Annotated in this window: 20 protein-coding genes; 6 read left to right on the top strand and 14 right to left on the bottom strand. The window is 61.7% G+C overall.

Annotation, left to right across the window (positions count from 1 at the left end; genetic code table 11):
• Positions 1–32: 32 nt before the first annotated feature.
• From YA0848_RS18680 to YA0848_RS18705, 6 genes are all read right to left on the bottom strand, one after another.
• Entirely contained in the window at positions 33–1,430 is a 1,398-nt protein-coding gene (locus YA0848_RS18680) for a sigma-54-dependent transcriptional regulator (protein WP_034096116.1), read from the bottom strand.
• Positions 1,420–3,189 (bottom strand): sensor histidine kinase, encoded by a 1,770-nt coding sequence (locus YA0848_RS18685; protein ID WP_034111953.1) that lies wholly within the window; start codon positions 3,187–3,189, stop codon positions 1,420–1,422. Before YA0848_RS18685 ends, YA0848_RS18680 begins: the two co-directional genes overlap by 11 nt.
• Positions 3,186–4,313, bottom strand: coding sequence for a GNAT family N-acetyltransferase (locus YA0848_RS18690; protein ID WP_034096114.1), 1,128 nt, complete (start codon positions 4,311–4,313; stop codon positions 3,186–3,188). The genes YA0848_RS18685 and YA0848_RS18690 overlap by 4 nt, the downstream gene beginning before the upstream one ends.
• A 116-nt stretch (positions 4,314–4,429) precedes the next feature.
• Complete coding sequence (locus tag YA0848_RS18695) at positions 4,430–5,284, bottom strand: alpha/beta hydrolase (protein WP_034111951.1); 855 nt, start codon at positions 5,282–5,284, stop codon at positions 4,430–4,432.
• Positions 5,281–6,675, bottom strand: a complete 1,395-nt coding sequence (locus YA0848_RS18700; RefSeq protein ID WP_034096112.1) for an aspartate aminotransferase family protein — start codon at positions 6,673–6,675, stop codon at positions 5,281–5,283. Before YA0848_RS18700 ends, YA0848_RS18695 begins: the two co-directional genes overlap by 4 nt.
• On the bottom strand, positions 6,668–7,366 hold the full coding sequence (locus tag YA0848_RS18705; RefSeq protein ID WP_169902718.1) for an HAD-IB family phosphatase: 699 nt from the start codon (positions 7,364–7,366) through the stop codon (positions 6,668–6,670). The genes YA0848_RS18700 and YA0848_RS18705 overlap by 8 nt, the downstream gene beginning before the upstream one ends.
• A gap of 229 nt (positions 7,367–7,595) precedes the next feature.
• On the opposite strand from YA0848_RS18705, the gene YA0848_RS18710 reads away from it, so the two are divergent.
• On the top strand, positions 7,596–8,366 hold the full coding sequence (locus YA0848_RS18710) for a MipA/OmpV family protein (protein WP_034096109.1): 771 nt from the start codon (positions 7,596–7,598) through the stop codon (positions 8,364–8,366).
• A gap of 63 nt (positions 8,367–8,429) precedes the next feature.
• On the opposite strand, the gene YA0848_RS18715 is transcribed toward YA0848_RS18710, so the two are convergent.
• The 5 genes from YA0848_RS18715 to YA0848_RS18735 all read right to left on the bottom strand — a co-directional run bounded on the left by YA0848_RS18715 (position 8,430) and on the right by YA0848_RS18735 (position 12,040).
• The gene (locus YA0848_RS18715; RefSeq protein WP_034096108.1) at positions 8,430–8,834 is read right to left on the bottom strand and encodes an EamA family transporter; all 405 of its coding nucleotides are present in this window, start codon (positions 8,832–8,834) and stop codon (positions 8,430–8,432) included.
• Positions 8,831–9,211, bottom strand: a complete 381-nt coding sequence (locus YA0848_RS18720; RefSeq protein WP_034096107.1) for an EamA family transporter — start codon at positions 9,209–9,211, stop codon at positions 8,831–8,833. Before YA0848_RS18720 ends, YA0848_RS18715 begins: the two co-directional genes overlap by 4 nt.
• On the bottom strand, positions 9,208–10,128 hold the full coding sequence (locus tag YA0848_RS18725; RefSeq protein WP_099312749.1) for an arginase: 921 nt from the start codon (positions 10,126–10,128) through the stop codon (positions 9,208–9,210). The genes YA0848_RS18720 and YA0848_RS18725 overlap by 4 nt, the downstream gene beginning before the upstream one ends.
• 184 nt (positions 10,129–10,312) lie before the next feature.
• On the bottom strand, positions 10,313–10,966 hold the full coding sequence (locus tag YA0848_RS18730; RefSeq protein WP_034096105.1) for a DsbA family oxidoreductase: 654 nt from the start codon (positions 10,964–10,966) through the stop codon (positions 10,313–10,315).
• A gap of 54 nt (positions 10,967–11,020) precedes the next feature.
• Positions 11,021–12,040: an alpha/beta fold hydrolase gene (locus YA0848_RS18735; protein WP_047881579.1), complete on the bottom strand. Its 1,020-nt coding sequence runs from the start codon at positions 12,038–12,040 to the stop codon at positions 11,021–11,023.
• A gap of 182 nt (positions 12,041–12,222) precedes the next feature.
• On the opposite strand from YA0848_RS18735, the gene metR reads away from it, so the two are divergent.
• Entirely contained in the window at positions 12,223–13,140 is a 918-nt protein-coding gene (metR, locus tag YA0848_RS18740; RefSeq protein WP_034096103.1) for a transcriptional regulator MetR, read from the top strand.
• Positions 13,141–13,279: 139 nt separating this feature from the next.
• On the opposite strand, the gene YA0848_RS18745 is transcribed toward metR, so the two are convergent.
• The 3 genes from YA0848_RS18745 to YA0848_RS18755 are packed head-to-tail and all read right to left on the bottom strand — an operon-like array spanning position 13,280 to position 15,554.
• The gene (locus tag YA0848_RS18745; RefSeq protein WP_034096102.1) at positions 13,280–13,786 is read right to left on the bottom strand and encodes a GNAT family N-acetyltransferase; all 507 of its coding nucleotides are present in this window, start codon (positions 13,784–13,786) and stop codon (positions 13,280–13,282) included.
• 5 nt (positions 13,787–13,791) lie between these two features.
• On the bottom strand, positions 13,792–14,205 hold the full coding sequence (locus YA0848_RS18750; RefSeq protein WP_034111939.1) for an NUDIX hydrolase: 414 nt from the start codon (positions 14,203–14,205) through the stop codon (positions 13,792–13,794).
• Positions 14,206–14,252: 47 nt separating this feature from the next.
• Complete coding sequence (locus YA0848_RS18755; RefSeq protein WP_034096100.1) at positions 14,253–15,554, bottom strand: HD domain-containing phosphohydrolase; 1,302 nt, start codon at positions 15,552–15,554, stop codon at positions 14,253–14,255.
• A gap of 181 nt (positions 15,555–15,735) precedes the next feature.
• Here YA0848_RS18755 and YA0848_RS18760 point away from each other — a divergent pair, with 181 nt between their 5' ends.
• From YA0848_RS18760 to YA0848_RS18775, 4 genes are read left to right on the top strand one after another with little or no spacing between them, the layout of a single operon-like run.
• Positions 15,736–17,634 (top strand): putative bifunctional diguanylate cyclase/phosphodiesterase, encoded by a 1,899-nt coding sequence (locus YA0848_RS18760; protein ID WP_169902719.1) that lies wholly within the window; start codon positions 15,736–15,738, stop codon positions 17,632–17,634.
• Positions 17,635–17,659: 25 nt separating this feature from the next.
• Positions 17,660–18,628, top strand: a complete 969-nt coding sequence (locus YA0848_RS18765; RefSeq protein ID WP_169902720.1) for a cytochrome-c peroxidase — start codon at positions 17,660–17,662, stop codon at positions 18,626–18,628.
• A complete protein-coding gene (locus YA0848_RS18770) occupies positions 18,625–20,442 on the top strand; it encodes a DAHL domain-containing protein (protein ID WP_034112123.1) in 1,818 nt (605 codons plus the stop codon). Before YA0848_RS18765 ends, YA0848_RS18770 begins: the two co-directional genes overlap by 4 nt.
• Positions 20,439–21,839: an ATP-binding protein gene (locus YA0848_RS18775; RefSeq protein WP_169902721.1), complete on the top strand. Its 1,401-nt coding sequence runs from the start codon at positions 20,439–20,441 to the stop codon at positions 21,837–21,839. Before YA0848_RS18770 ends, YA0848_RS18775 begins: the two co-directional genes overlap by 4 nt.
• Positions 21,840–22,049 lie beyond the last annotated feature (210 nt).

The following is a 22,049-nucleotide window of genomic DNA, read 5'->3' on the forward strand; positions in this document are numbered from 1 at the left end:
AAGCCTCCTCCCACAGTTTTATCCCGGTTGAGTCAGCGGACTATTTTGTCGACCTGGATGCCCAGCTTCTTCAGGCGATACCAGAAGCTGCGCTCGGAAATCCCGATCTTTGCCGCCGCCGCGGCCTGTACGCCGTTGCTCTCCTGTAACGCCGCCAGGATGTAGGCTTTCTCGACCTCGGCCAGCGCCGCATCCAAGTCCTGGGGAATGCCGGGGCCGTCGCTGAGAATCGTCGCCACGCCGCCCTCGCTGGGCTTGGAAGCAAACAGATAGCCTGGCAAATCGATGTCTTCGATCACGGGCGTGGCTGCCACGATGGTCGCGCGCTCCACGCAGTTTTGCAGCTCGCGGATATTACCCGGCCAGTGATACGCCGCCATGGCCTGCAAGGCCTCGGGGCTGAAACCGGTGATGCGTTTGCCGGCGGTGGCGCTCAGGGTCTGGGCGAAATGCCGGGCCAGGGGCGCGATGTCTTCCACCCGCTCGCGCAGGGCCGGTAGCGGGATCGGGAACACATTGAGGCGGTAATACAGGTCTTCGCGAAACTCTTTGTTGGCCACTGCATCCAGCAGGTTTTTATTGGTGGCGGCGATCACTCGCACGTCCACCTTGCGCTCACGCGGGTCGCCCACCGGCTCGATCACCCGCTCCTGCAAAGCGCGCAGGATCTTGGCCTGCAAGGCCAGGGGCATATCGCCTACTTCATCGAGAAACAACGTGCCCTTGTCGGCCTGCTGGAAGCGCCCGACCCGGTCCGACACCGCGCCGGTGAACGCGCCCTTGCGATGGCCAAACATCTCGCTTTCCAACAAGCCTTCGGGAATCGCCGCGCAGTTGACCGCCACGAAGGGTTTGTCGGCGCGGCTGCCGTGCTTGTGGATGGCGCGCGCGACCATTTCCTTGCCGGTACCACTCTCGCCAGTCAGCAGGATGGTGGCGCTGCTGTCGCGCACCGAATCCACTGCCTGGAGCACCTTGCGAAACGCCGGGCTGTCGCCCACCAGGCTGTCGAACTGCGCGTGCTCATCCAGCTCGGCGCGCAGGCGTGCGTTGTCGCGCAGGATGTCGCGAAACTGCAGGGCTTTGGCCACGGTGATATCGAGTTCGTCGATATCGAACGGCTTGGCGATGTAGTCATAGGCGCCGTTACGCATCGACTGCACAGCGTTTTTCACTGTGCTGTAGGCAGTCATCACGATCACCGGCACCTGAGGGTAGCGCGTTTTGATTTCCGCCAGCAGCGCCGCACCGTCCATGCCCGGCATGCGCCAGTCACTGATCACCAGGTCGATGTCTTCCTGCTCCAACACCTTGAGCGCGTGCAGGCCGTTGCCGGCGGTGAATACTTGAATGCCGTTCTGGCCCAGGGCCGAGGCGAGCAAATCACACAGCTTGGGCTCATCGTCGACTACTAATACGTTATGCGTCATGACTGTCCTCGTCGTCTTCGCCCCGCGCCGGAATGTACAGGCTGAAGGTGGCGCCGGCCTCTTTCTCACTGGCGCATTCGATGCTGCCGTCGTGACTTTCCATGATCGAATAGACCTTGGCCAGCCCCAGCCCCGTGCCCGAAGCCTTGGTGGTGACAAACGGCGTGAAGATACGCTCGATCATCTCGGCGGGAATACCTTGGCCGCTGTCGGCAATGCTGATGACGGTGTTGTCGCCCACGCTGCGAATGCCCAAGGTCAAACGCCCGCCGTCGGGCATGGCGTCGATAGCGTTGATGATCAGGTTGAGACACGCCTGTTTGAGTTGGCGGGCATCGGCATACAGCGTCGCCCCCGGCGACTGGTCGTCGATCTGCGCATCGATGTTATGGGTGGCCAGTTCCGGCGCGCAGAAGCCGAGGATTTCTTCCACCAGTGCACGCGCCGGTTGCACCACGCGCAGCGGCGGGTTGGGCTTGGCAAAGTCGAGAAACTCGGTGATCAGGTCATTGATGCGGCTGACTTCACTGATCACATATTCGAGGTGGCGCTTGTCGGCGTCCGGCAGGTCGGCGCGGCGGTGCAGCAACTGGGTGGCGGTCTTGATGATGCCCAACGGGTTGCGGATCTCGTGGGCCAGGCCCATGGCGACTTCGCCCAGGGCATGCAGGCGGTCGCGGCGCCGCAATTGGGCTTCGAGCTGGTGCAATTCGCCCAAGCGTTCGGTCATGTGGTTGAAGGTGCTGCTCAACTGGGCCAATTCGTCGCCGCCGCTGACCTCGACGCGGTGCGCATAATCGCCTGAGATCACCGCGCTGACGCCCTGGGACAGATCCCGCAGCGGCTTGGTCAGGCGTCGCGACACCAGCACCCCGGCCGCCAGGGACAACGCCGAGCTGAGCACAAAGATCAGCACGAACAAGTTGCTCTGGTTGACCAGCCCCACCAGGCTGGTGTGGCGCAGCAACCCGCTGAAAATCACGCCTTGCAACTCGCCGGCGTCGTTGAAGATTGGCCAGTACAGGCCGCTGTAGTTATGGGTGAACTGCTCGCTGGGTTGGCGCGTGCTGCGCATCGCGGTTTCGACGTCCTTGGGGATGCGCGAGGGGTGATCCTCGAAGCGTTGGGTCGAAAAGATTTCCGAGAAGCCGTCCGGGTTGGCCAGGTACAGGCGCAGGTCTAGGGAATGCACATCGGCCACGCTGGTGAGGAAGCTGCTGTCCAGGTAGGTGCCGACCAACAGCACATAGTCGACGCCCTCCTGGGTGGTCTCGAAGGTGGAGACCACGATGCCGGTGGAAACACCGCCCACCTGCACGGTCTGCAATACGGTGTTCCGGGCCAGGCTGATCTGTTTGACGATGTCGTCGGCGGCGGTGCTGAACACCGGTTTGTTGTCACTCACGCGGATCAGCGCGACCACATCGATGTCGGTGGCATCGGCTATGTCCGCGGTCAGACGATCGTGCTTGGCGGCTTGCCTGCTCTCTGGCGGACTGGTGTAGCGCAAGAACAGTTTGGCCATGCGCGCGTTGTCGTGAAGGATATCGCCGATCTCGTCCTTGACGATCTTGGTCGACTCCTGCAGCCAGATGCGCACGTTGCTGTCGAAAATTTCCGACAGCGTGGTGGCGGCCAATTCCGCCGCAATCATGGTGGGGATCACGCTGACCAACCAGAACGCCAGCACCAGCTTGCGCTGGACACTCCAGCGCGAAATGGCAAACGGACGGGCTTTCTGGCGGGTCTTGGTGATCATCGGGTTTCGCTTATTGCGGCAGCCATGGCAGGGTCGGAACGATCCGGTCGAATAAACAGTTTTACCAGCGCAAGCAGGCCGTTGACCAGGCGGTTGCGGTGTCGGAAGAACACCTGGTTGCCCTGGAACTCGCAGCCCAGGCGCAGCTTACTGGCATACCCGGCCTGCCCGCACTCGTACGCTGCAATTTTGTGTTGAATACAGTAGTCGACATTGGTCAGCCAACTGCGAAAGTACAGGTTGTGGTCGCGGGTGAAGGCGACGTCATGCCCGAAGAACTTGTCCACCAGCCGATGTTCGTCCCTGAGCATGAGGTTGAACGCCACCAGTTGCTCGTCCACCCAGTACAGCACACACACCGCGCGCCCTTCGAGGCGTTCGAGCACGCCGGTGAAGTAGTCGGCGGGCAAGCGTTCGAACTGCAATTCGGCGCGGGTAAGCGTGGCTTCGTACAGCCTCATGACCTCGGGCAGCACATCATCGATATTGTCCCGCCACTCGACCCGCGGCCCCGGCGCGCGCAGCTTGCGGCGCAGGTCCTTGCGCGTGGATTTGCCCAGCGAGCCGAGGTAGGCGTCCACCGAGCCATAGGGCAGCGGCAGCACGCCGGTGGGCAGGCTCGGCATGCTCTGGAAACCGGCGGCGCGGCAGCTTTCGCGCCAGTGCGGGTCATGGCTGGGGGCATCCTTGACCGCCAGCAGGCCGATGCCGAGGTCATCGGCGTCCTGTCGCGCGGCGTGCAACAGGTGCTTGAGCAACAGCGGTCGGCGCGCGGCCGGCACGTCACTGGCAAACCCGACGTCGCAGCGCTCGGCCACTGGCGAGCCCACTGCATACAACCCCAACTGCAAAGCCCCGGGCCACACGCGTTGCAAGCGCGTGGTCAAGCGCTTGCCGACACCGGACACAGTGGTGTCGAGGCGGTAATGGGTGATAAAGGCCGGCGCCACGGCCACCAGCGTTCCATTGTCGTACACGGCCAGATAGCGCCATTGAAAATCCTCGATGGCGGCGTTTTCCACGGCGACGTAATAATCCCAGTCCTCCAGCGCACCGGGAAAACAATCGTTCCAGGCACTGCGCTGGAGCGCCCGGATGGTTGCAAAGGCTTGGGTGGTGATCACGTGTTCCCCTTTTTTGGCTGAGGATCTAGTTGGGTCAGGTCGCGCGGTGAGCAGGCTTGACCTGCTCACCACCAAGAGCTTGCTTGGCGCACAGCCCGCTCAGCACAACAGTCGCATTAACCACAACACGCCAACACATCATCGTTCGCCCGTTCGCGGATAAAAGCGGCGCTCAGTTCGATCACCCGCCGGTATTGCAGGTCGACGGTGATCATGTGGTAGCAGTCATCCAGCAGGATCTTGGTCACCGGCCCGCCGAGGTGGCGTTCGACGTAGTCGGCGTTCCAGCGGCTGGTGATATCGTCTTCGATCGAATGCAGCACCAGCGCCGGGACGTTGATCGACGGCATGCGTTTTTTCACCACGGCGTTCATCCAGTGCAACTCGCGCACCGTCACCCCTTCCATGGTCAATAACCCCGCCTCGCTGCTTTCACCCTCCTTCATCTGCCGCTCGACGATTGCCCGTAACCGTTGGTTCTTGATGCCGTAGGGCGGCTTTTCAGTAAACCGGAACAGGCGCACGCCGAACGGGATGCGGATCAGCAACGGCGTGATGAACGCCATTTTGCTGATGCTCCAGCCGTCGTACTTAAGGGTGGTGGAATACATCAGCAGCCCGGCGACTTGGCCCGGATGCTCCGAAGCCAGGTACATCGACATCACCGCGCCCATGGACAAGCCACCGACGAACACTTGCCCATGCCGCTGGCGCACCTGCACGAAGGTCTTGCGCACGCCTTCGTACCAGTCGCGCCAGCCGGTGGCCTGCAAGTCGCTGTTGCCGCCACAGTGCCCGGCCAGGGTCGGCACGTACACCGTGCACGTACCGTCCTTGGCCAGGCCCTTGGCGACCTGGCGCAATTCGTTCGGGGTGCCGGTCAGGCCATGGATCAACAGGACCCCGACCGGACCGTTGCCGAGCACGAAACCGGCATCACCTTCACCGAGGTCGAACCCGTGACTGTTCACCGGTTGGTCGCCCGTACCAGCAGTTGTTCCAGCAGCTTGAGGCCCAGTTCGATTTCCGGGTAGCTGATTTCTAGGGACGGCGCCAGGGTGATCACGTTTTTGTAGTAACCGCCTACGTCGAGGATCAGGCCGAGTTTCTGCCCGTCGACCACCATATCGCCCTTCATGCCTTCCTCGACCATGTAGTCCAGGGTTGCCTTGTCCGGGGTGAAACCGTCCGGGCCGCAGATTTCGCAGCGCAGGGCCAGGCCCAGGCCGTCCACGTCACCGATGATCGGGAAACGCTTCTGCAAATCCTGCAAACCTTCAAGGAAGAACTTGCCCTTGGCCATCACCATCGCGCCGTAGTCGACTTCGTTGGTCATCTTGAACATTTCCAGGCCCACCGCCGTGCCCAGCGGGTTGGAGGCGAAGGTGGAGTGGGTCGAGCCTGGCGGGAAGATCTTCGGGTTGATCAACTCTTCGCGAGCCCAGATACCACCCAGGGGGTTGAGGCCGTTGGTCAGCGCCTTGCCGAACACGATCACATCGGGCTGCACGTCGAAGTGCTCGATCGACCACAGCTTGCCGGTGCGGTAGAAGCCCATCTGGATTTCATCGGAAACCAGCAGAATGCCGTGCTGATCCAGCACCTGCTTGAGCTCGCGGTAGAAGTTCATCGGCGGGATCACGTAACCGCCGGTGCCCTGGATCGGCTCGACGTAGAACGCGGCGTATTCGCTCTGGCCGACTTTCGGGTCCCACACGCCGTTGTATTCGGTCTCGAACAGCCGCGCGAATTGCTGCACGCAGTGGCTGCCATATTCTTCCTTGGTCATGCCCTTGGGCCCACGGAAGTGGTACGGAAACGGGATGAACTGCGCGCGCTCGCCAAAGTGGCCATAGCGGCGACGGTAGCGGTAGCTGGAAGTGATCGACGAAGCACCGAGGGTGCGCCCGTGGTAACCGCCTTCGAAGGCGAACATCAAACTCTTGCCGTTGGTAGCGTTGCGCACCACCTTCAGGGAGTCTTCAATCGATTGCGAGCCGCCGACATTGAAGTGCACGCGACCGTCGCGACCGAACTTGTTCTTGGCGTCCACCGCGATCATTTCCGACAGCTCGATCTTGCCCTTGTGCAGGTACTGGCTGGCGATCTGCGGCAGGGTATCGATCTGCTGTTTCAGCGCGTTGTTCAGGCGCGGGTTGGCGTAGCCGAAGTTGACCGCCGAGTACCACATTTGCAGGTCGAGGTAGGCCTGGTCTTCGGTGTCCCACACGTAGGAGCCTTCGCAGCGGCTGAAAATGCGCGGCGGCTCGATGTAGTGGACGGTGTCCCCGTAGGAGCAATACTTGGCTTCTTTATCCAGAAGCACCTGGTCTTCGGCGGTAGCGATGCGGATATCAGACATGATGGAAGAGTTCCTGAGAGTCGGTAGCAAAGGAGGTGGCGTTGGCGGCAAGGCTCTGCGGGAACCGCGCCAGCAGTGCGGTCACTTCGGCGAAGGTGTCGAAGCGCGCGTGGGGGATGGCATTGGCGGTGCAGTACTCGGCGAGGCTGCCCTTGGCGAATACGAAGTCGGCGGTGGACGCCACGCACATGTCGGACTTGCCGTCGCCGATCACCAGTACCCGCTTGTTGCCTGGCGTGGATTTGCACTTGCAGTTGCCGGATGCAGCGCGGCAGGCATCGCTGGAATACGGAAAGTCGATGCGCCAGCTGTTCTGGTCGACCTGGCGCAGGCGGTTGGCGAGGATCGGCAGCAAGGTCACGTAGTTGCGCGACAAAATCCGCGCAATGCCTTGCTCGATGCCGTCGCTGACCACTTCCAGGCTCGCCCCCAGGCCGAGGACGTGATCGACGAAGTCCGGAAAGTCCGGGTCGATCTCGACGCTGTCGAAGTACGCCAGCAGCTCGCTGGGCGTGGCTTTGATCAGTGCCAGTTGGCGGCTCAGGCATTCGCGTGAACCGATATGCCCGTCCAGCCATTGCTGCTCGATGGTTTCCCACTCGGGGCCGGCGAAGCGTTGGAGGACGTTGTCGATGACATCGGTGGGCGTGATGGTCCCGTCGAAGTCACACACGATATGCCAGTCAATCATCTGCGTTTACCTTGAAGAGGGCGCGCTGCATGCGCTTGCACCAGGGGTAGAGCAGAGACTGTGCCAACTGGCCATCACCCCGTGGGGCTGGGGCTTTGCTCGGGGTACGGAGGTGATAAGTGTCGTGGAAGCTACAATTTTTGTAGCTTGCTACAAACAAGATGAGTGCTTGCACGGCCGCCATGCTTTGCGCGTTCATGCGCGGGTATTCAATCAAGGAACAGTGACCATGTTGAGGATCACCCGCGCGGCATTCGCCGGTTTACTTGGCCTGTGGAGTGTCTCCAATGCCGCGTTGGCCGACGGCATCAGCGGTGAAGTAGGCGCCGGCCTGAGCTACCAGCCCCACGACCCGACCGGCAGCCGCTACGAAACCCGGCCCGTGCCCTATGTGGACCTGGACTGGGGCAATGTCAGCCTCAGCACCGACGACGGCCTGACCTGGAGCGCGTTGAACACCCACGGTTTCAGCGCTGGGCCGTATATCAATTACCTGCAAGGACGTACTTCCAACGGCTCGCTACAGGGCCTGCGCAATGTGTCGGACATGGCTGAGATCGGTGGCTTCGTGCAGTACGCACCGGCTGATTTCTGGCGGGTCTACGCGCAGTTGGGCCAGGCCGTCGGCGGCGGCCACGCTCAGAGCGGCACGTTGGGCAAACTGGGTGGCGAACTGGGCTACCCACTGGGCGGCGGAATCATCGGCAGCAGCGGCCTGGTGGCGCATTTCGCCGACGCACGGCAGACCAACACGTTTTTCGGCGTGGACGACCACGAGGCCGCCGCCACCGGGTATCGCCCGTACAGCGCCAGCGGCGGCTTCCAGAATGTGACGCTGACCCAGAGTTTCGAATTCCCCCTGGCGCCCCACTGGTCCCTGTTGACCAGCGCCAGCTGGGTGCACTTGGTGGGCTCGGCGGCGGACAGCAGCATCGTAAAGCAGACTGGCGATGTGAACCAGGGGCAGGTGCAGACGGCGATCAGCTACAAGTTCGACTGATTCAATGTGGGAGGGGCTTGCCCCTCCCACCCATGAACATCGGGGGGCCAAGCCCCTCTACCATCAGTTCTCTTCGCCTTCGGCCAACAGGGCGATGCCGCCGATGATCACTGCAACCCCCACCCAGTGCAGCAGGCTGATATGTTCCCCCAGCCCCAGCCACGACCCCAACAGCACCACCACGAACACCAGCGAACTCAGGGGAAAGGCCAGGGACAAACTGCTGCGCCGCAGGATCAGCATCCACACGAAAAACGCGCCGATGTAGCAGGCAATCGCCGCCAGGATGCCGGGGTTATGCGCGACTTCCACCAGCCACCGCCAATTGAAATCCATCTGCCCCAGCTGATCGCCGGCGACCTTGGTAAACAGCTGGCCGGCGCTCTCGGTGCAGATCAGCAGGGCCCACAGCACCACCGTGCCCAAGCGTTCATGCAGCCAACCGACATTGACGTTCTGCGTACTCATGCCTGCCCTCCTCCAATCGCCACCAGCATCACCCCTAACGTGATCACCAAGGTTCCCAGCCAGCGCCGACGGCTGACGGTTTCCCCCAGCACCAGCTTGCCGACGAGCACCACCCCGCAATACGCCAGCGCCGCCGCCGGAAACAGCAAGCTCAGCGGCGCGCGGGACAAAGCTTCGAGCCAGACGAAAAACTCGATCACATAGGCACCGATCCCCGCCCACAACAACGGCGCATTGAATACCTGCCCCCAGAACGCATTCAGGCGAAAGCCGCCCTCCAGCTCCGGCAAACGGTCCAGGCCCATCTTGAAACACAGCTGGCCGATCACATCGAGCACGATGGAAAACGCCACCAGCACCACTACGGTCAGGGTCACGGGAACAACTCCTCAAACAGTTCGATCAGGGCTTGATTGGTCGCGGCATTGCGCTGCAAGTCCTCAGGGCTCCAGCGCTCGGCGGGGGGTTGATCGGACTTGGCCTCCCAGCGCTTGAACGCGTTGCTGAACGCTGGCGTGGCGAACTCGCCGCACACGTCGATGCCGATAATGCGTTTGCGCGCGGCCAAGGCGCGCAGGGCCTGGAGCAAGTGGGTCAGGCGCATGCCGCCCTGGTCCCAGTTGGTGGCCGCGTCTTCGCTGGCCAGCACGTCTTTATCAACGGTGATCCACACCGCTTCGGTGGGCAGGCTGCTGATCATCTCCTCAAGAAATGCCGTCCAATCCAGCTCCGCCAGGTTGCGCCAATACAGCTGATCTTCACGCTGCTGATGCCCGGCGCCATCGCCGATCCGCCCCCACACTTTCGACGGCGCATGCTGCCAGGGAAACAGCTGTAACTGCCCGCGCCTGAGGGCCCCCAGGTTACCGCCGCGCAGTTGCGGGTTATGCAGGTCGTCACTGCATGGGCCGAGGGTGACGATGCGTTTAATCGCCGGCATTTTCAGCACACGGTTGACCCACGAGCCGCAGTGACGCTTGGGCGCAAAGCGCACCCAGTCGGGGTGATTGTCAAAGTGGATCAGGCTGACCGGCTCTTTCAAATCGGCCAGGAACGCCGGGGTGAGGTGGTGATAATCGCCGGAGCCGATAAACAGGATTTCCGGTCGCGCGTCGGTGGGCCGAGGCCGCTGGGCCAGACGTTCGACGAAGCGCTTCCAGGTGTTTGCGGTGGACCACAGCCGCAGCTTGGGGCCCAGGTCCAGCAGGTCGATACGCGTGGCCTGGCCGCTGGCCAACCGCCGGGCAATCGGCGCCTGCGCAGTGAGGCTGTGGTCAAGATCGAGAATATTCAAGGCAGTGTTCCCCTAAGGCTTTAGGGGGTCAATGCAAGGCGCGGGCCAGCACTTACTCCAAGCACACTGCCATACCCTGTGGGAGAGGGCTTGCCCTCGATAGGTGGTTGGAGCGCTACAAGCGCTGACCGACACTCAGCCATCGAATCGTCGCAGCGCCCCTCCCACCTTTGGAGAGGGGGCTCTAGTTTTTGGCTTCGTTGATGATCTGGCGAATCGCGCCCACAAAGGCTTCGGCCGGTTGGCCACCGCTCACGGCGTACTGGTCGTTGAACACGATGGTGGGCACCGAACTCACGCCCCGGGAAACCCACAGTTGCTCCTGCTCGCGAACGTCGGCGGCGTATTCGTCGCTGGCGAGGATCTGGGCTGCGCGCTGGATATCCAGGCCGACGCTTTCGGCGATGATCGCCAGGGTGGCGTGGTCGGAGGGGTTCTGCTGGTCGGTGAAGTAGGCCTTGAACAAGGCTTCCTTGAGGTTGTACTGCAAGCCTTCAAGGCCGGCCCAATGCAGCAGGCGGTGCGCATCGAACGTGTTGTAGATGCGGCTCTGGCCATCGGTGCGAAAGGCAAAGCCCAACGCCGCGCCCAGATCGCGGATGCGCGCGCGATTGGCCTGGGACTCTTCAGCGCTGGAGCCGTATTTCTCGGTGATGTGTTCGACGATGTTCTGCCCTTCGGCCGGCATGTTCGGGTTGAGTTCGAACGGCTGGAAGTGGATCTCGGCCTGTACCTCGGCGCCCAGTTGGTCCAGGGCATCGGTCAGGCCGCGCAGGCCGATGATGCACCAGGGACAGGACACATCGCTGACGAAATCGATTTTCAGGGGAGTACTCATGCTAGGCAACCTCGCAGGCCATATGCGCCATAAAGGTTGCACCATACACCAATGTCACAACACCTTCGAAGGCGCCACGGGCTCGATGCGTGCCCAGTGCGCGGCATCCTCGCGATGGGCTTGCAGGTACGGCAGCACCGCCGTCAGCAGCGGCGCCTTGAACGCTTCCTGAAACCGGTGGGCCATGCCTGGGATCAGCTTCAACTGGCTACCCTGGATATGCGCCGCCAGGTGCACGCCGTGCATCACCGGCAGCAACGGGTCGGCGGTGCCGTGGACCACCAGCGTCGGCACGCGCAGCTGGTTGAGCAAAGGCACGCGGCTGGGTTCGGCGAGGATCGCCATGATCTGGCGCTTCACGCCTTCGGGGTTGAACGCGCGATCATAGGACAGCGCCGCCTGGTGCAGCAGAGCCTGGCGATCGTCCTTGATGTTTGGGCTGCCCAGTGCCGCCAGCAGATCGGCCTGTTGCTCCAGAGCGACTTCGCGATTGGGCGCGCTGCGCCGCGACAACAACTGCACAAGCGCCGCGTTCGGCGCCGGCAGCCCTTCGGCGCCGGAGCTGGTCATGATCAGGGTGAGGCTCTCGACCCGCTGCGGCGCCATGGCCGCCAGGTGCTGGGCGATCATGCCGCCCATGCTGGCGCCGAGTACGTGAAATTGCTGGATCTGCAACGCATCCATCAGGCCCAAGGCGTCGTCGGCCATATCGGTCAGGGTGTAGGGCGCCGACACCGGCAGGCCGAGCTTGTAGCGCAGCACTTCAAAAGTCAGGTTGGCGCTGGCCGGCGCTTGGCGCCAAGTGGACAGGCCGACATCACGGTTGTCATAGCGGATCACCCGAAAGCCTTGCTGACACAGGGCGACTACCACTTCATCCGGCCAATGGATCAGTTGCCCGCCCAGGCCCATCACCAACAACAAGGCCGGGTCCGAAGCACGGCCGATGCTTTGATAGGCAAGGCTCACCTGATCCAGATCGACCGTTTGGGTCGGGACGTTGATATCGCAACGGGAGGCCGCAAAAGACGGCAGGCCGAACAGCAAGGCGGCCAATAAAAACAACACACGCATGAAAAACACCAAAACGCAGAACCCCAGTAGAGCGCGAGTCTGATGAAGTTTGTTCAAGCGCGCTGCCACAGTTCCATGACAGTTTGATGAAGAGTGCCCGGTGGTCATGGTCGACATGCTTTGCAACATGAGCCAAACTCACGCCATTGCACTTCAACACAAATTGCCCTCATGGAGAGCCCGTGCTCGAAATCCGTCACTTAAAGACCCTGCACGCCCTGCGCGAAGCCGACAGCCTGGTGGAAGCCGCCGAGCGCCTGCATTTGACGCAATCGGCGCTGTCCCACCAGTTCAAGGAGCTGGAGGAACGCCTGGGCATGCCGCTGTTCGTGCGCAAGACCAAACCGCTGCGCTTCACCAGCGCCGGCCTGCGCCTGCTGCAATTGGCCGATGCCACCCTGCCCTTGCTGCGCGGCGCCGAGCGCGATATCGCGCGCCTGGCCGGCGGCACCGCCGGGCGCTTGCACATGGCGATCGAATGCCACAGTTGCTTCCAATGGCTGATGCCGACCATCGACCAATTCCGCGACGCCTGGCCGGAAGTCGAGCTGGATTTGGCCTCCGGTTTTGCCTTCGCCCCGCTGCCGGCCCTGGCCCGTGGCGACCTGGACCTGGTGGTGACCTCCGACCCGCTGGAGCTGCCGGGCATCACCTATGTACCGTTGTTCACCTACGAGGCGATGCTGGCCGTGGCCAATCAGCATGCGCTGGCGAACAAGTCGTATATCGTGCCGGAAGACTTGCTCAGCGAAACCCTGATCACCTACCCGGTGGAACGCGACCGCCTGGACATCTTCACGCGCTTTCTGGAACCGGCCGACGTGGAACCGGCCCAGGTGCGCACCTCCGAGCTGACGGTGATGATGATGCAACTGGTGGCCAGCGGCCGTGGCGTGTGCGGCATGCCCCATTGGGCGCTGCATGAATACAGCTCGCGCGGCTACGTAAAGGCTAAGCGCCTGGGTGAGAAAGGGTTGTTCGCGACGTTGTACGCCGGCATTCGCGCCGACATGTTGGATGCGCCGTATATGCGCGACTTCCTGCTGACGGCCAAGGACACGTCGTTTTCCACGTTGGACGGGGTGAGTGCGGTGCGCTGATGGGGCGGGTCAGCCGACACAGCGTTACTGGCCAGCCGTTAGGATTTGCGTAGATGCCTATAAGCATCGGGGGCAAGCCCCCTCCCACCGTTGATGTCATTGCCTGGGCGGGATCATACGGCGCACTAACGCGCCGGCCTCAGTTAACCCTGAGTTCGCGCCACATATGGATCTTGTCGAAGTAGTCCTCCCCCACTCGCACCGCCAGCGGTTCCAGGCCGTATTGGATAAAGCCGCAGCGTTGGTACAGCGTGAACGCTGCGGTGTTGCCGGCGGTGACGGTGAGTTGGATGACTTTAAGGCGCGGGTGCCGCCGTGCTTCGGCCAGCGCCGCTTCCACCAGCCGGCGGCCCAGCCCCTGTTGCTGGGACTGCGTGGTCACGTACATGCCGAACAACGTGACCTTGTGCCGCGCCTTTTCCCGGGGTTCGAAAGCCAGGCCGACAATCCCGGCCAATCGCTCGCCGTCAAAACCGCCCAGCAGGCTATCCAGCGGGTTGTCGAGGCGCTTCTGCCACCAGCTCAAGGGCATGGCGGCGCGTTCGGCCACGCTGGAGGTGAATGCCTGGGGGTAGGTGTCGTAAGCCTCCAACATCAACGCCCGATAAGCCTCGGCATCCTCGGGCCCCAGCGCACGGATCAGCATGGGCGTCAGGCCGGGGTGGCCAGGGACGAGCGATAGAACGGCAGGATCAGGTCACGGGTCAGGGGCGCCAGGACCAGGCCGCCGTCACCGGCCGGGTCGATCCAGCGCACTTCCTCGATCTCGGCGGCGGGGGCCACGGGTACGTCGATGTTGACCTGGAACAGCTCGGCTTCCACGGTGCAACCCGGCTCGTTAGCCGCCGGGGCCGAGAAGTGGCCTAAGTAGGCCGCCGCTTCAGGGTCGATACGCAGGTTCAGTTCCTCGAACAGCTCACGGGCCAATGCTTCGGCGGGTTGCTCGCCGGCGTCGATCTTGCCGCCCGGTTGCATAAAAGCCTGGGTGCCGCGTTTACGCACCAGCAGGGTCTGGCCGTCGTCGCCGATCAGGAGGGCGGCGGCGATGCGGATAGTGGTGGACATACGATAAAAACCTTGCATTCAAATCAGTGAAAATCACCGCCCAAGGCTCACGCCTCGTCCGGTTCCTTGATAAAGACGCTGTACTTGGCCCCCTCCATCGCCTCGAACGCAATCAGCTTGTCCACCAGCGGTAGGTTCAGCACCTTGCCGGCGTTGAGCAGCAGCATGCCGTTGTCGGCGTTGAGGTTGCGCGCCAGGATCATACCGTCCTGCAGTTCCCGGGTGGTCAGCACCTTGACGGTCGGGTCGCCCAGGGTCACGTCGCTGAGGAAGGTGGCGCAGGCCTGCACAAAGCCCTCGATCAACTCCGGATCATACAGACGCCCGGCGTATTTGCGGATGAACAACAGCGCTTCGTCGCTGTTCATCTGCCGCTCCAGGATCAGGCCTTTTTGCAGTTCGATAAAATCCACCGCCAGCTTCAGCAGGCGCGAACCGAAGGGAATCGCATCACCCTTGAGGTGATCGGGAAAGCCGCTGCCGTCCCAGCGCTCCTGGTGATGACGAATGATCCGCGCGGCATCTTTCATCGGTTCCAGGGTCATCAACAGCGATTCGCTCTGGGTCGGATAACCGCGATAGCGCTCACGGTCGGTGCTGTGCAGCTTGTCCGCCGGTTCCATCAGCATGCTGTCGGTCCAGCTCAGCTTGCCGATGTTGTACAGCGCGGCCGCCATGGCCAGATCGCGGGCACTGGACTCGTCGATGCTCTGCGCTGCGCAATACACGCGCACCAGTTCGATCAGCGCGCGGTTGGTTTGCTTGCTCTTGGGCAAGCGCAGGTTGGCCAGCAGCGAAAACACTTCGGTGCCGGTCACGTAGCTGCGCTTGAGCTCGTCGTAGGCCAGGTCGAGCATATCGGCGGTCTGCTGCAACTCGCTGGTGCGCGCCGCCACGCGTTTTTCCAGGGTGGCGTTCAATTGCTTGAGCTGCTCGTTCTGAACCTGGGTCAGACGCTCCAGGCGCTGATGCTCCAGGGTCTGGCGCAAGACCAGCTGCAGTTCTTCGTCATTCCAGGGCTTGCTGATGTAGCGGTGGATATGCCCTTCGTTGATCGCCTTGACGATCGTCGGCAGGTCGGCGTAACCGGTGAGCAGGATGCGGCTGGTGCCGGGGTACAGCCGATGGACCTCGGCCAGTAACTGCGCGCCGTCCATGCCCGGCATACGCGCGTCGGTCATCACCAGGTCGATGGGTTGGGCGGCCATGATGTCCAGGGCCTGGGCGCCGCTGCCCGCCAGCACCACGTCGAAAGGCTGGCCGCGCAGCAGGCGGCGCAGGCTGTTTAGGATCGACTCTTCATCGTCGACCAACAAAATCGTGGGTTTCGTCGCCAGTTGTTCATCCATGCCTACGCGCCTTCAAATTAAACGGAATTGAGCTAAATTGAACCGTCTTGCCAAGCCACTTTCCCTCGCCCAAGGCGCGGGGTCGATTTGACGCCAACTGGCCATCAATTTCAAGGTAGCTCGGCTATGCTGTCACAGTAGTCGGCCCCCCCCAAGAAGTGAAACCAGGGAAGGAATCGTTATGCCGTCGAGCCTTTTGCCAGCGCGGAATGCAGACTCAACTCGGGCCAACCGCCGCATTCTGATCGTCGACGACACTGTGTCGATTCACGAGGACTTTCGAAAGATCTTGTGCGCCGACGCAGACGGCGAGCCGTCTCTGGATAGCCTTGAGGAAACCCTGTTCGGCACTCCCGCTGCTCCCCGCCAGGTGTTCGAGTTGGATTCGGCCTACCAGGGCCAGGAAGCACTGGCACTGGTGAGCCAGGCCCTGGCCGCCAATGCCCCCTACGCCATGGTGTTTATCGATATGCGCATGCCGCCCGGCTGGGATGGCCTGCAAACCATCGAACAGCTGTGGAACGTCGACCCCAACCTGCAGATCGCCCTGTGTACGGCGTATTCCGACTATTCCTTCGAGGCCATCGAGGCACGGCTGAAGTACAACGACCAGCTGCTGATCCTGAAAAAGCCCTTCGACCACTTGGAGATCCGCCAGATGGCCAGTGCGCTGACGTGGAAATGGCAACTGGCTCAGGACGTGGCCCGAAAGGTGATCGGCTTGGAGCGCACCATCGAAGAACGAGTGCAGGAACTGCTGAAAGTCTCGCACCTGCTGCAATACGACGCGCTGACCGAGCTACCCAACAGCACGCTGCTGGGGGACCGCCTGACCCAGGCTATCGCCCTTGGCCGGCGGCACGACACGCAACTGGCGGTGATGTTCATCGGCCTCGACCGCTTCAAACGCATCAACAATGCCCTGGGCTATCCGGTGGGCGACGAAGTGCTGCAACAGGTCAGCCGCAGCCTGGTGGCAACGGTGCGCGACTCCGATTCGGTGTTTCGCTACGGTTCCGATGAGTTTGTGATCGTGCTCCACGATGTCCAGCACCCTCAGCAAACCCAACACATCGCCGACAAAGTGCTCAGGACCATCAGCGCGACGCGGCATGTGGCCGGGCATGACCTGAGCGTCACCGCGAGCCTGGGCATCAGCATCTACCCCAATGACAGTTGCAACGCAGTGGAATTGATCAAGCACGCCGAAACCGCCATGCACACCAGCAAGGAACGCGGCGCGAACGTTTTCAGTTTTTACACCAAAGATATGAACCTGCGCGCCCAACGCCAGCAAAATCTGGAGAGCGCGATTCGCCAGGCCCTGGAGCGCGATGAATTTGTGCTGCACTACCAACCCAAACTGGACCTCAGGTCCGGGCGCATCGTCGGCGCGGAGGCGCTGATACGCTGGTTTCAACCGCGCTCGGGGTGGGTCAGCCCGGCCGATTTCATCCCGGTGGCCGAGGACAGCGGCCTGATCGTGCCGTTGACCCAATGGGTGCTGCGCCAGGCTTGCGAGCAGGCGCAAGCCTGGCGCGGCATGGGCTTGCCGCCGTTGTGCATGTCAGTGAATGTCTCGCCCATCGACTTTCGCCAGCGCGACTTCGTCGACAACCTGGCCGCGATCCTCAAGCAAAGCGGCCTGCCGCCCGCTCGGCTGGAGCTGGAAATCACCGAAAGCGTGCTGATGCAGAACGTCGATGAAACCGTGGACATCCTGCAAAAGATCAAGGCCATGGGCGTGCGCCTGGCGCTGGATGACTTCGGCACCGGTTACTCCAGCCTCAGTTACTTGCGGCGCTTTCCCATCGATGTGTTGAAAATCGACCAGTCGTTTGTGCGCGGCCTGAACGTAAATAGCCAGGACGCGCAACTGATCAGCGCTATCATCGGCATGGGCAAAAGCCTGGAACTGAACATCATTGCCGAAGGGGTCGAAACCGTCGAACAGCTGAATTTCCTGAAAACCCAGCAGTGCGAAGAAGGCCAGGGCTTTCTGTTCAGCAAGGCCGTACCGCCCAAGGATTTCGCTCAAATGCTGCAAGTGGGCAGCGCCACACTGATGCCCACCCCATAGCCCCATGCCTGCAAGGAGTGCTCGCTTGAGCGAAGTCTCACGTTACCGTTTCGGCGTCATGCTGGTGTTGTGGTCGGGGCTGGTTCAGCCGCTGTCGGCTGCACCGTTGAATGAGGCGCTCAAACCGCTGCCGCCGGTGCCCACCCTGGACCCGGCCAAGGTCGAGCTGGGCCGCCGACTGTTCAACGAACCGCGCCTGTCGGTCAATAACACCTTGTCATGCGCCAGCTGCCATCACCTGGAAACCGGTGGCGCCGACAACAAGCCATTTTCCCTGGGCTTCGACGGCAAGCCGGTGGCGATCAATACCCCGTCGGTGTTCAACGCCAGCCTGAATTTCAAACAGTTCTGGAACGGCCGGGTGGACACCCTGCAAGCCCAGATCGAACAGGTGGTGATCAGCCCGGTGGAAATGGGCAGCGACTGGAACACCGTGGTGCAGAACCTCTCCGCACTGCCCGACTATCAGACCACCTTCAAACAGACCTACCCCGACGGGGTCACGGCCGCCAATGTGCAGAATGCCCTGGCCACCTATGAGCAAACGCTGCTGACCCCCAATTCGCGCTTCGATCAGTACCTGCTGGGCAACACCGAGATCCTTACGATCCAGGAAAAGTACGGCTACCAGCGCTTCAAGGATTACGGCTGCATCGCCTGCCACCAGGGCATCAATATCGGCGGCAATATGTTCCAGAAGTTCGGCGTGATGGGCGATTACTTCAAAGCCCGCGGCAACCCGGTCGAAGCCGACCTGGGCCGCTACCTGGTGACCCAGGACGAGGAAGACCGCCATGTATTCAAAGTGCCGAGCCTGCGCAATGTGGCAGTGACCGCGCCGTATTTTCACGATGCTTCGGCCAAAACCCTGGAAGAAGCCGTCGACGTGATGTTCAAGTACCAGTTGGGGCGCAACCCTAACCAGGAAGACAAAGACTTGATCGTGCAGTTTCTCAAGACGCTGACCGGTGAATGGGCGGGCAAGCCACTATGACGACTCAATCGCGCCGTCGCTTCACCCAAATCGTGCTGGGCCTGGTAACCCTACTGCTGGCCTCGACTCTGGTGTTTCTGTACCTGAAGGCCGCTCGTGACCAGACCGCCAGCTACACCCAGTCGCGGGACTTGATCCGCCAGTTGCAACAACTCAATGCGCAGTGGGACAGCGAAGTGCTCAAGGCCAGGATCGCGATCACCCACAACTATGATCCCCTGGTCACGCCCCTCACGGAGATGACGCGGATCTGGGCCGAATTGAACAGCCGCGACACCTACCACAACCCGATCGACCTGAGCAGTTGGCAGGCCACGCAAACCGCCTACCAGACGGCAATGCAAGAAAAAGCCCGGCTGGTGGACCAGTTCAAATCCCACAACGCGGTGCTGCGCAATTCCCTGGCGTTCCTGCCGACCGCCGAAGACGACATCCAGGCCCAGTTCAATCGCCTTGACGACGAAGGTCGGCTGCAGTTGCAAGGCGTGGCCACCGACACCTACGACCTGCTGCTCAGCAGCCTGGAATTCGCTCAAGTCACCAGTGACGATCGGGCTGCCGACATCCTGGTGGGCCTGGGCAAACTGGCTACCAATAAGGAACAGCTACCGAGCGAATTCCAGGGCCCGGTCGAGCTGCTGAGCAATCACATTTCGCTGATCCTGCGCGAACAACCGGTGGTCAACAACCTTCTTGAGCGGATTGCCGACGTGCCCGTGGCCGAACGTCTGGACGACCTGACCACCCACCTCGACCAGGACCAGCAGGCAGCCGACCGCATCGACCATCAATACCACCGCTATCTACTGATTTTCTCGACCTTGCTGGTGGCGATGCTGCTCTACCTGGCCGTGCGCCTGTTGCGCAGCTTCGCCGAGATCAACCGGGTCAACCGCCAGTTACAGGCCGCCAACGAAACCCTGGAACAACGCGTGGAGCGGCGCACCCAGCAGCTCAAGGATGCCCAGAGCGAACTGCTCGACAGCGCGCGCCAAGCCGGCATGGCCGAAATCGCGACCAACGTGCTGCATAACGTGGGTAACGTGCTCAACAGTGTGAACATCTCCGCCGACCTGGTCACCCGCAAACTGCGCAGCAGCAAAGCGCTGGGGCTGGGCAAGGCCATGCAGTTGATCAATGAGCACAAGGCCGACCTGGGTACCTTTCTCACTGAAGATGAGAAAGGCAAGCTGCTGCCCGGTTACCTCAACCAACTGGTGGACGCCATCGCCGTGGAGCAGCAGGGCATGACCGATGAGTTGGCGCAGTTGAGCAAAAGCGTGGACCACATCAAAGACATCGTCTCCACCCAGCAATCCTATGCCGGTGCCGCCACGCTGTTGGAGCCGGTGCATATCAGCGACTTGATGGAGGATGCCCTGCGCATGAACGCCGGCGCCTTGAGCCGGCATCACGTCACGGTGGTAAAGGAATATGCCCCCGTGCCGGAAATCCTCGCCGACAAACATCGCCTGCTGTTGATCATGGTCAACCTGATCAGCAACGCCAAGTACGCCATGTCCAATCTCAACGACCGCCCGAGACAGATGACCCTCAAAGTCCAGGCACTGGCAGACAACACCTTGCAGATCAGCGTGAAAGACGACGGCGAAGGCATCCCCGCCGAGAACATGACGCGGATCTTCACCCACGGTTTTACCACCCGCAAAGAAGGCCACGGCTTCGGCCTGCACAGCTGCGCGCTGGCCGCCGTCGAAATGAGTGGCCAGCTCAGCGCCCACAGCGACGGGCCTGGCCTGGGCGCGATCTTTACCCTGACGATTCCCATGACCCCAGCCGGAAGTCCTGCATGAACCAGCCTCCCAATCGACGCATCCTGTTGATCGACGACACGCCGTCGATTCACGACGATTTCCGCAAGATCCTGATGCCGACCGTTGAGACCAACCAGGCTCTCGACGACTTGGAATCGGCGCTGTTCGGCGACACCGATAAACCCGAGGTCCAGGCGTTCGAATTGCACTCGGCCTATGGCGGCGAAGAAGGCCTGCAATTGCTCAGTGCAGCCATGGCGGACAAGCGCCCCTACGCCCTGGCGTTCGTCGATATGCGCATGCCTCAAGGCTGGGACGGCGCCAAGACCATCGAAGAGTTATGGAAAGTCGACCCCGGCCTGCAAGTGGTGGTGTGCACGGCTTATACGGATTACTCCTGGGATGACCTGCTGTACCGCCTCAAAGGCCATGATCGCCTGCTGATCCTGAAAAAGCCCTTCGACAACATCGAAGTGCAACAGATGGCCAACACGCTCTCCAACAAGTGGGACATGGCCCGCCGCGCCTCCTTGCAAACCAGCCACCTGGAGCAACTGGTGGCGCAACGCACCCTGGCGCTGACCCAGACCAGCGAAGCGTTGCAACAGGAAATCGACGAGCGCAAGCAGTTGGAGAGCCAACTGGTGCAGTCGGAAAAACTCGCGTCCCTGGGGCAACTGGCGGCTGGCGTAGCCCATGAGATCAACAACCCGGTGGGGTTTATCTCCTCCAACCTCAGCACCCTCGACAGCTACTTCAATCAGTTGCAGCAGATGCTCGATGCCTACCGGCAGGTCGAGGACAGCCTCGCCTCGGTCGAACAGCGCGATGCGCTCAAAACCCTGCGCAACGAACTGGAGCTGGACTTTCTCAAGGAAGACATTCCCATCCTGATCAAGGAGTCCAAGGAAGGCATCGGGCGGGTGGTGCAGATCGTCAAGGACCTGAAAAACTTCTCGCGGGTGGACAATGACCAGACCTGGCAATGGGCCAATCTGCAACAGGGCATCGACTCCACCCTCAACATCGTCGCCAGCGAGCTCAAGTATAAGGCCGACGTGATCAAGCACTACAGCGCGTTGCCGGAAATCGAATGCCTGGCCTCGCAACTTAACCAAGTGGTGATGAACCTGGTAATCAACGCCGCCCAGGCCATGGGCCCCGAGCGAGGCACGATCACCATCAGCAATGGGGTGGAGGGCGATAACGTGTGGCTGGAAGTCGCCGATAACGGCTGCGGCATTGCGCCCGAAACCGTGCAGAAAATCTTCGATCCGTTCTTCACCACCAAACCGGTGGGGGAAGGCACGGGCCTGGGGCTGTCACTGTCCTACGGCATTATCAAAAAGCACCACGGCGATATTTCCGTGCGCAGCGAGCCGGGCAAGGGCACGACGTTTCGCGTGGTTTTGCCGATTCGGCAAACGGCGGCCTGAGGGTGTAGCCCCCAACGCGCCTCAGGCCAGGGCTGACAGGCGCGACTAATGCGTTCGGGCGGCGGCGCGCGATGCATCACACCGTGGCCGTCGCGTTTGAAAACCCCATGGTCCTGGCAGCGAAGCCCGCTTCCGCCACTGGTCTAAAACACTTGCCAACCTGTTATTTCTGACAGTAGACACTTTGCCCTTCCCGCTCAAAACTTCAGG

Source organism: Pseudomonas sp. S4_EA_1b (genome assembly GCF_016307435.1).
GTDB classification, from domain to species: Bacteria; Pseudomonadota; Gammaproteobacteria; order Pseudomonadales; family Pseudomonadaceae; genus Aquipseudomonas; species Aquipseudomonas rhodesiae.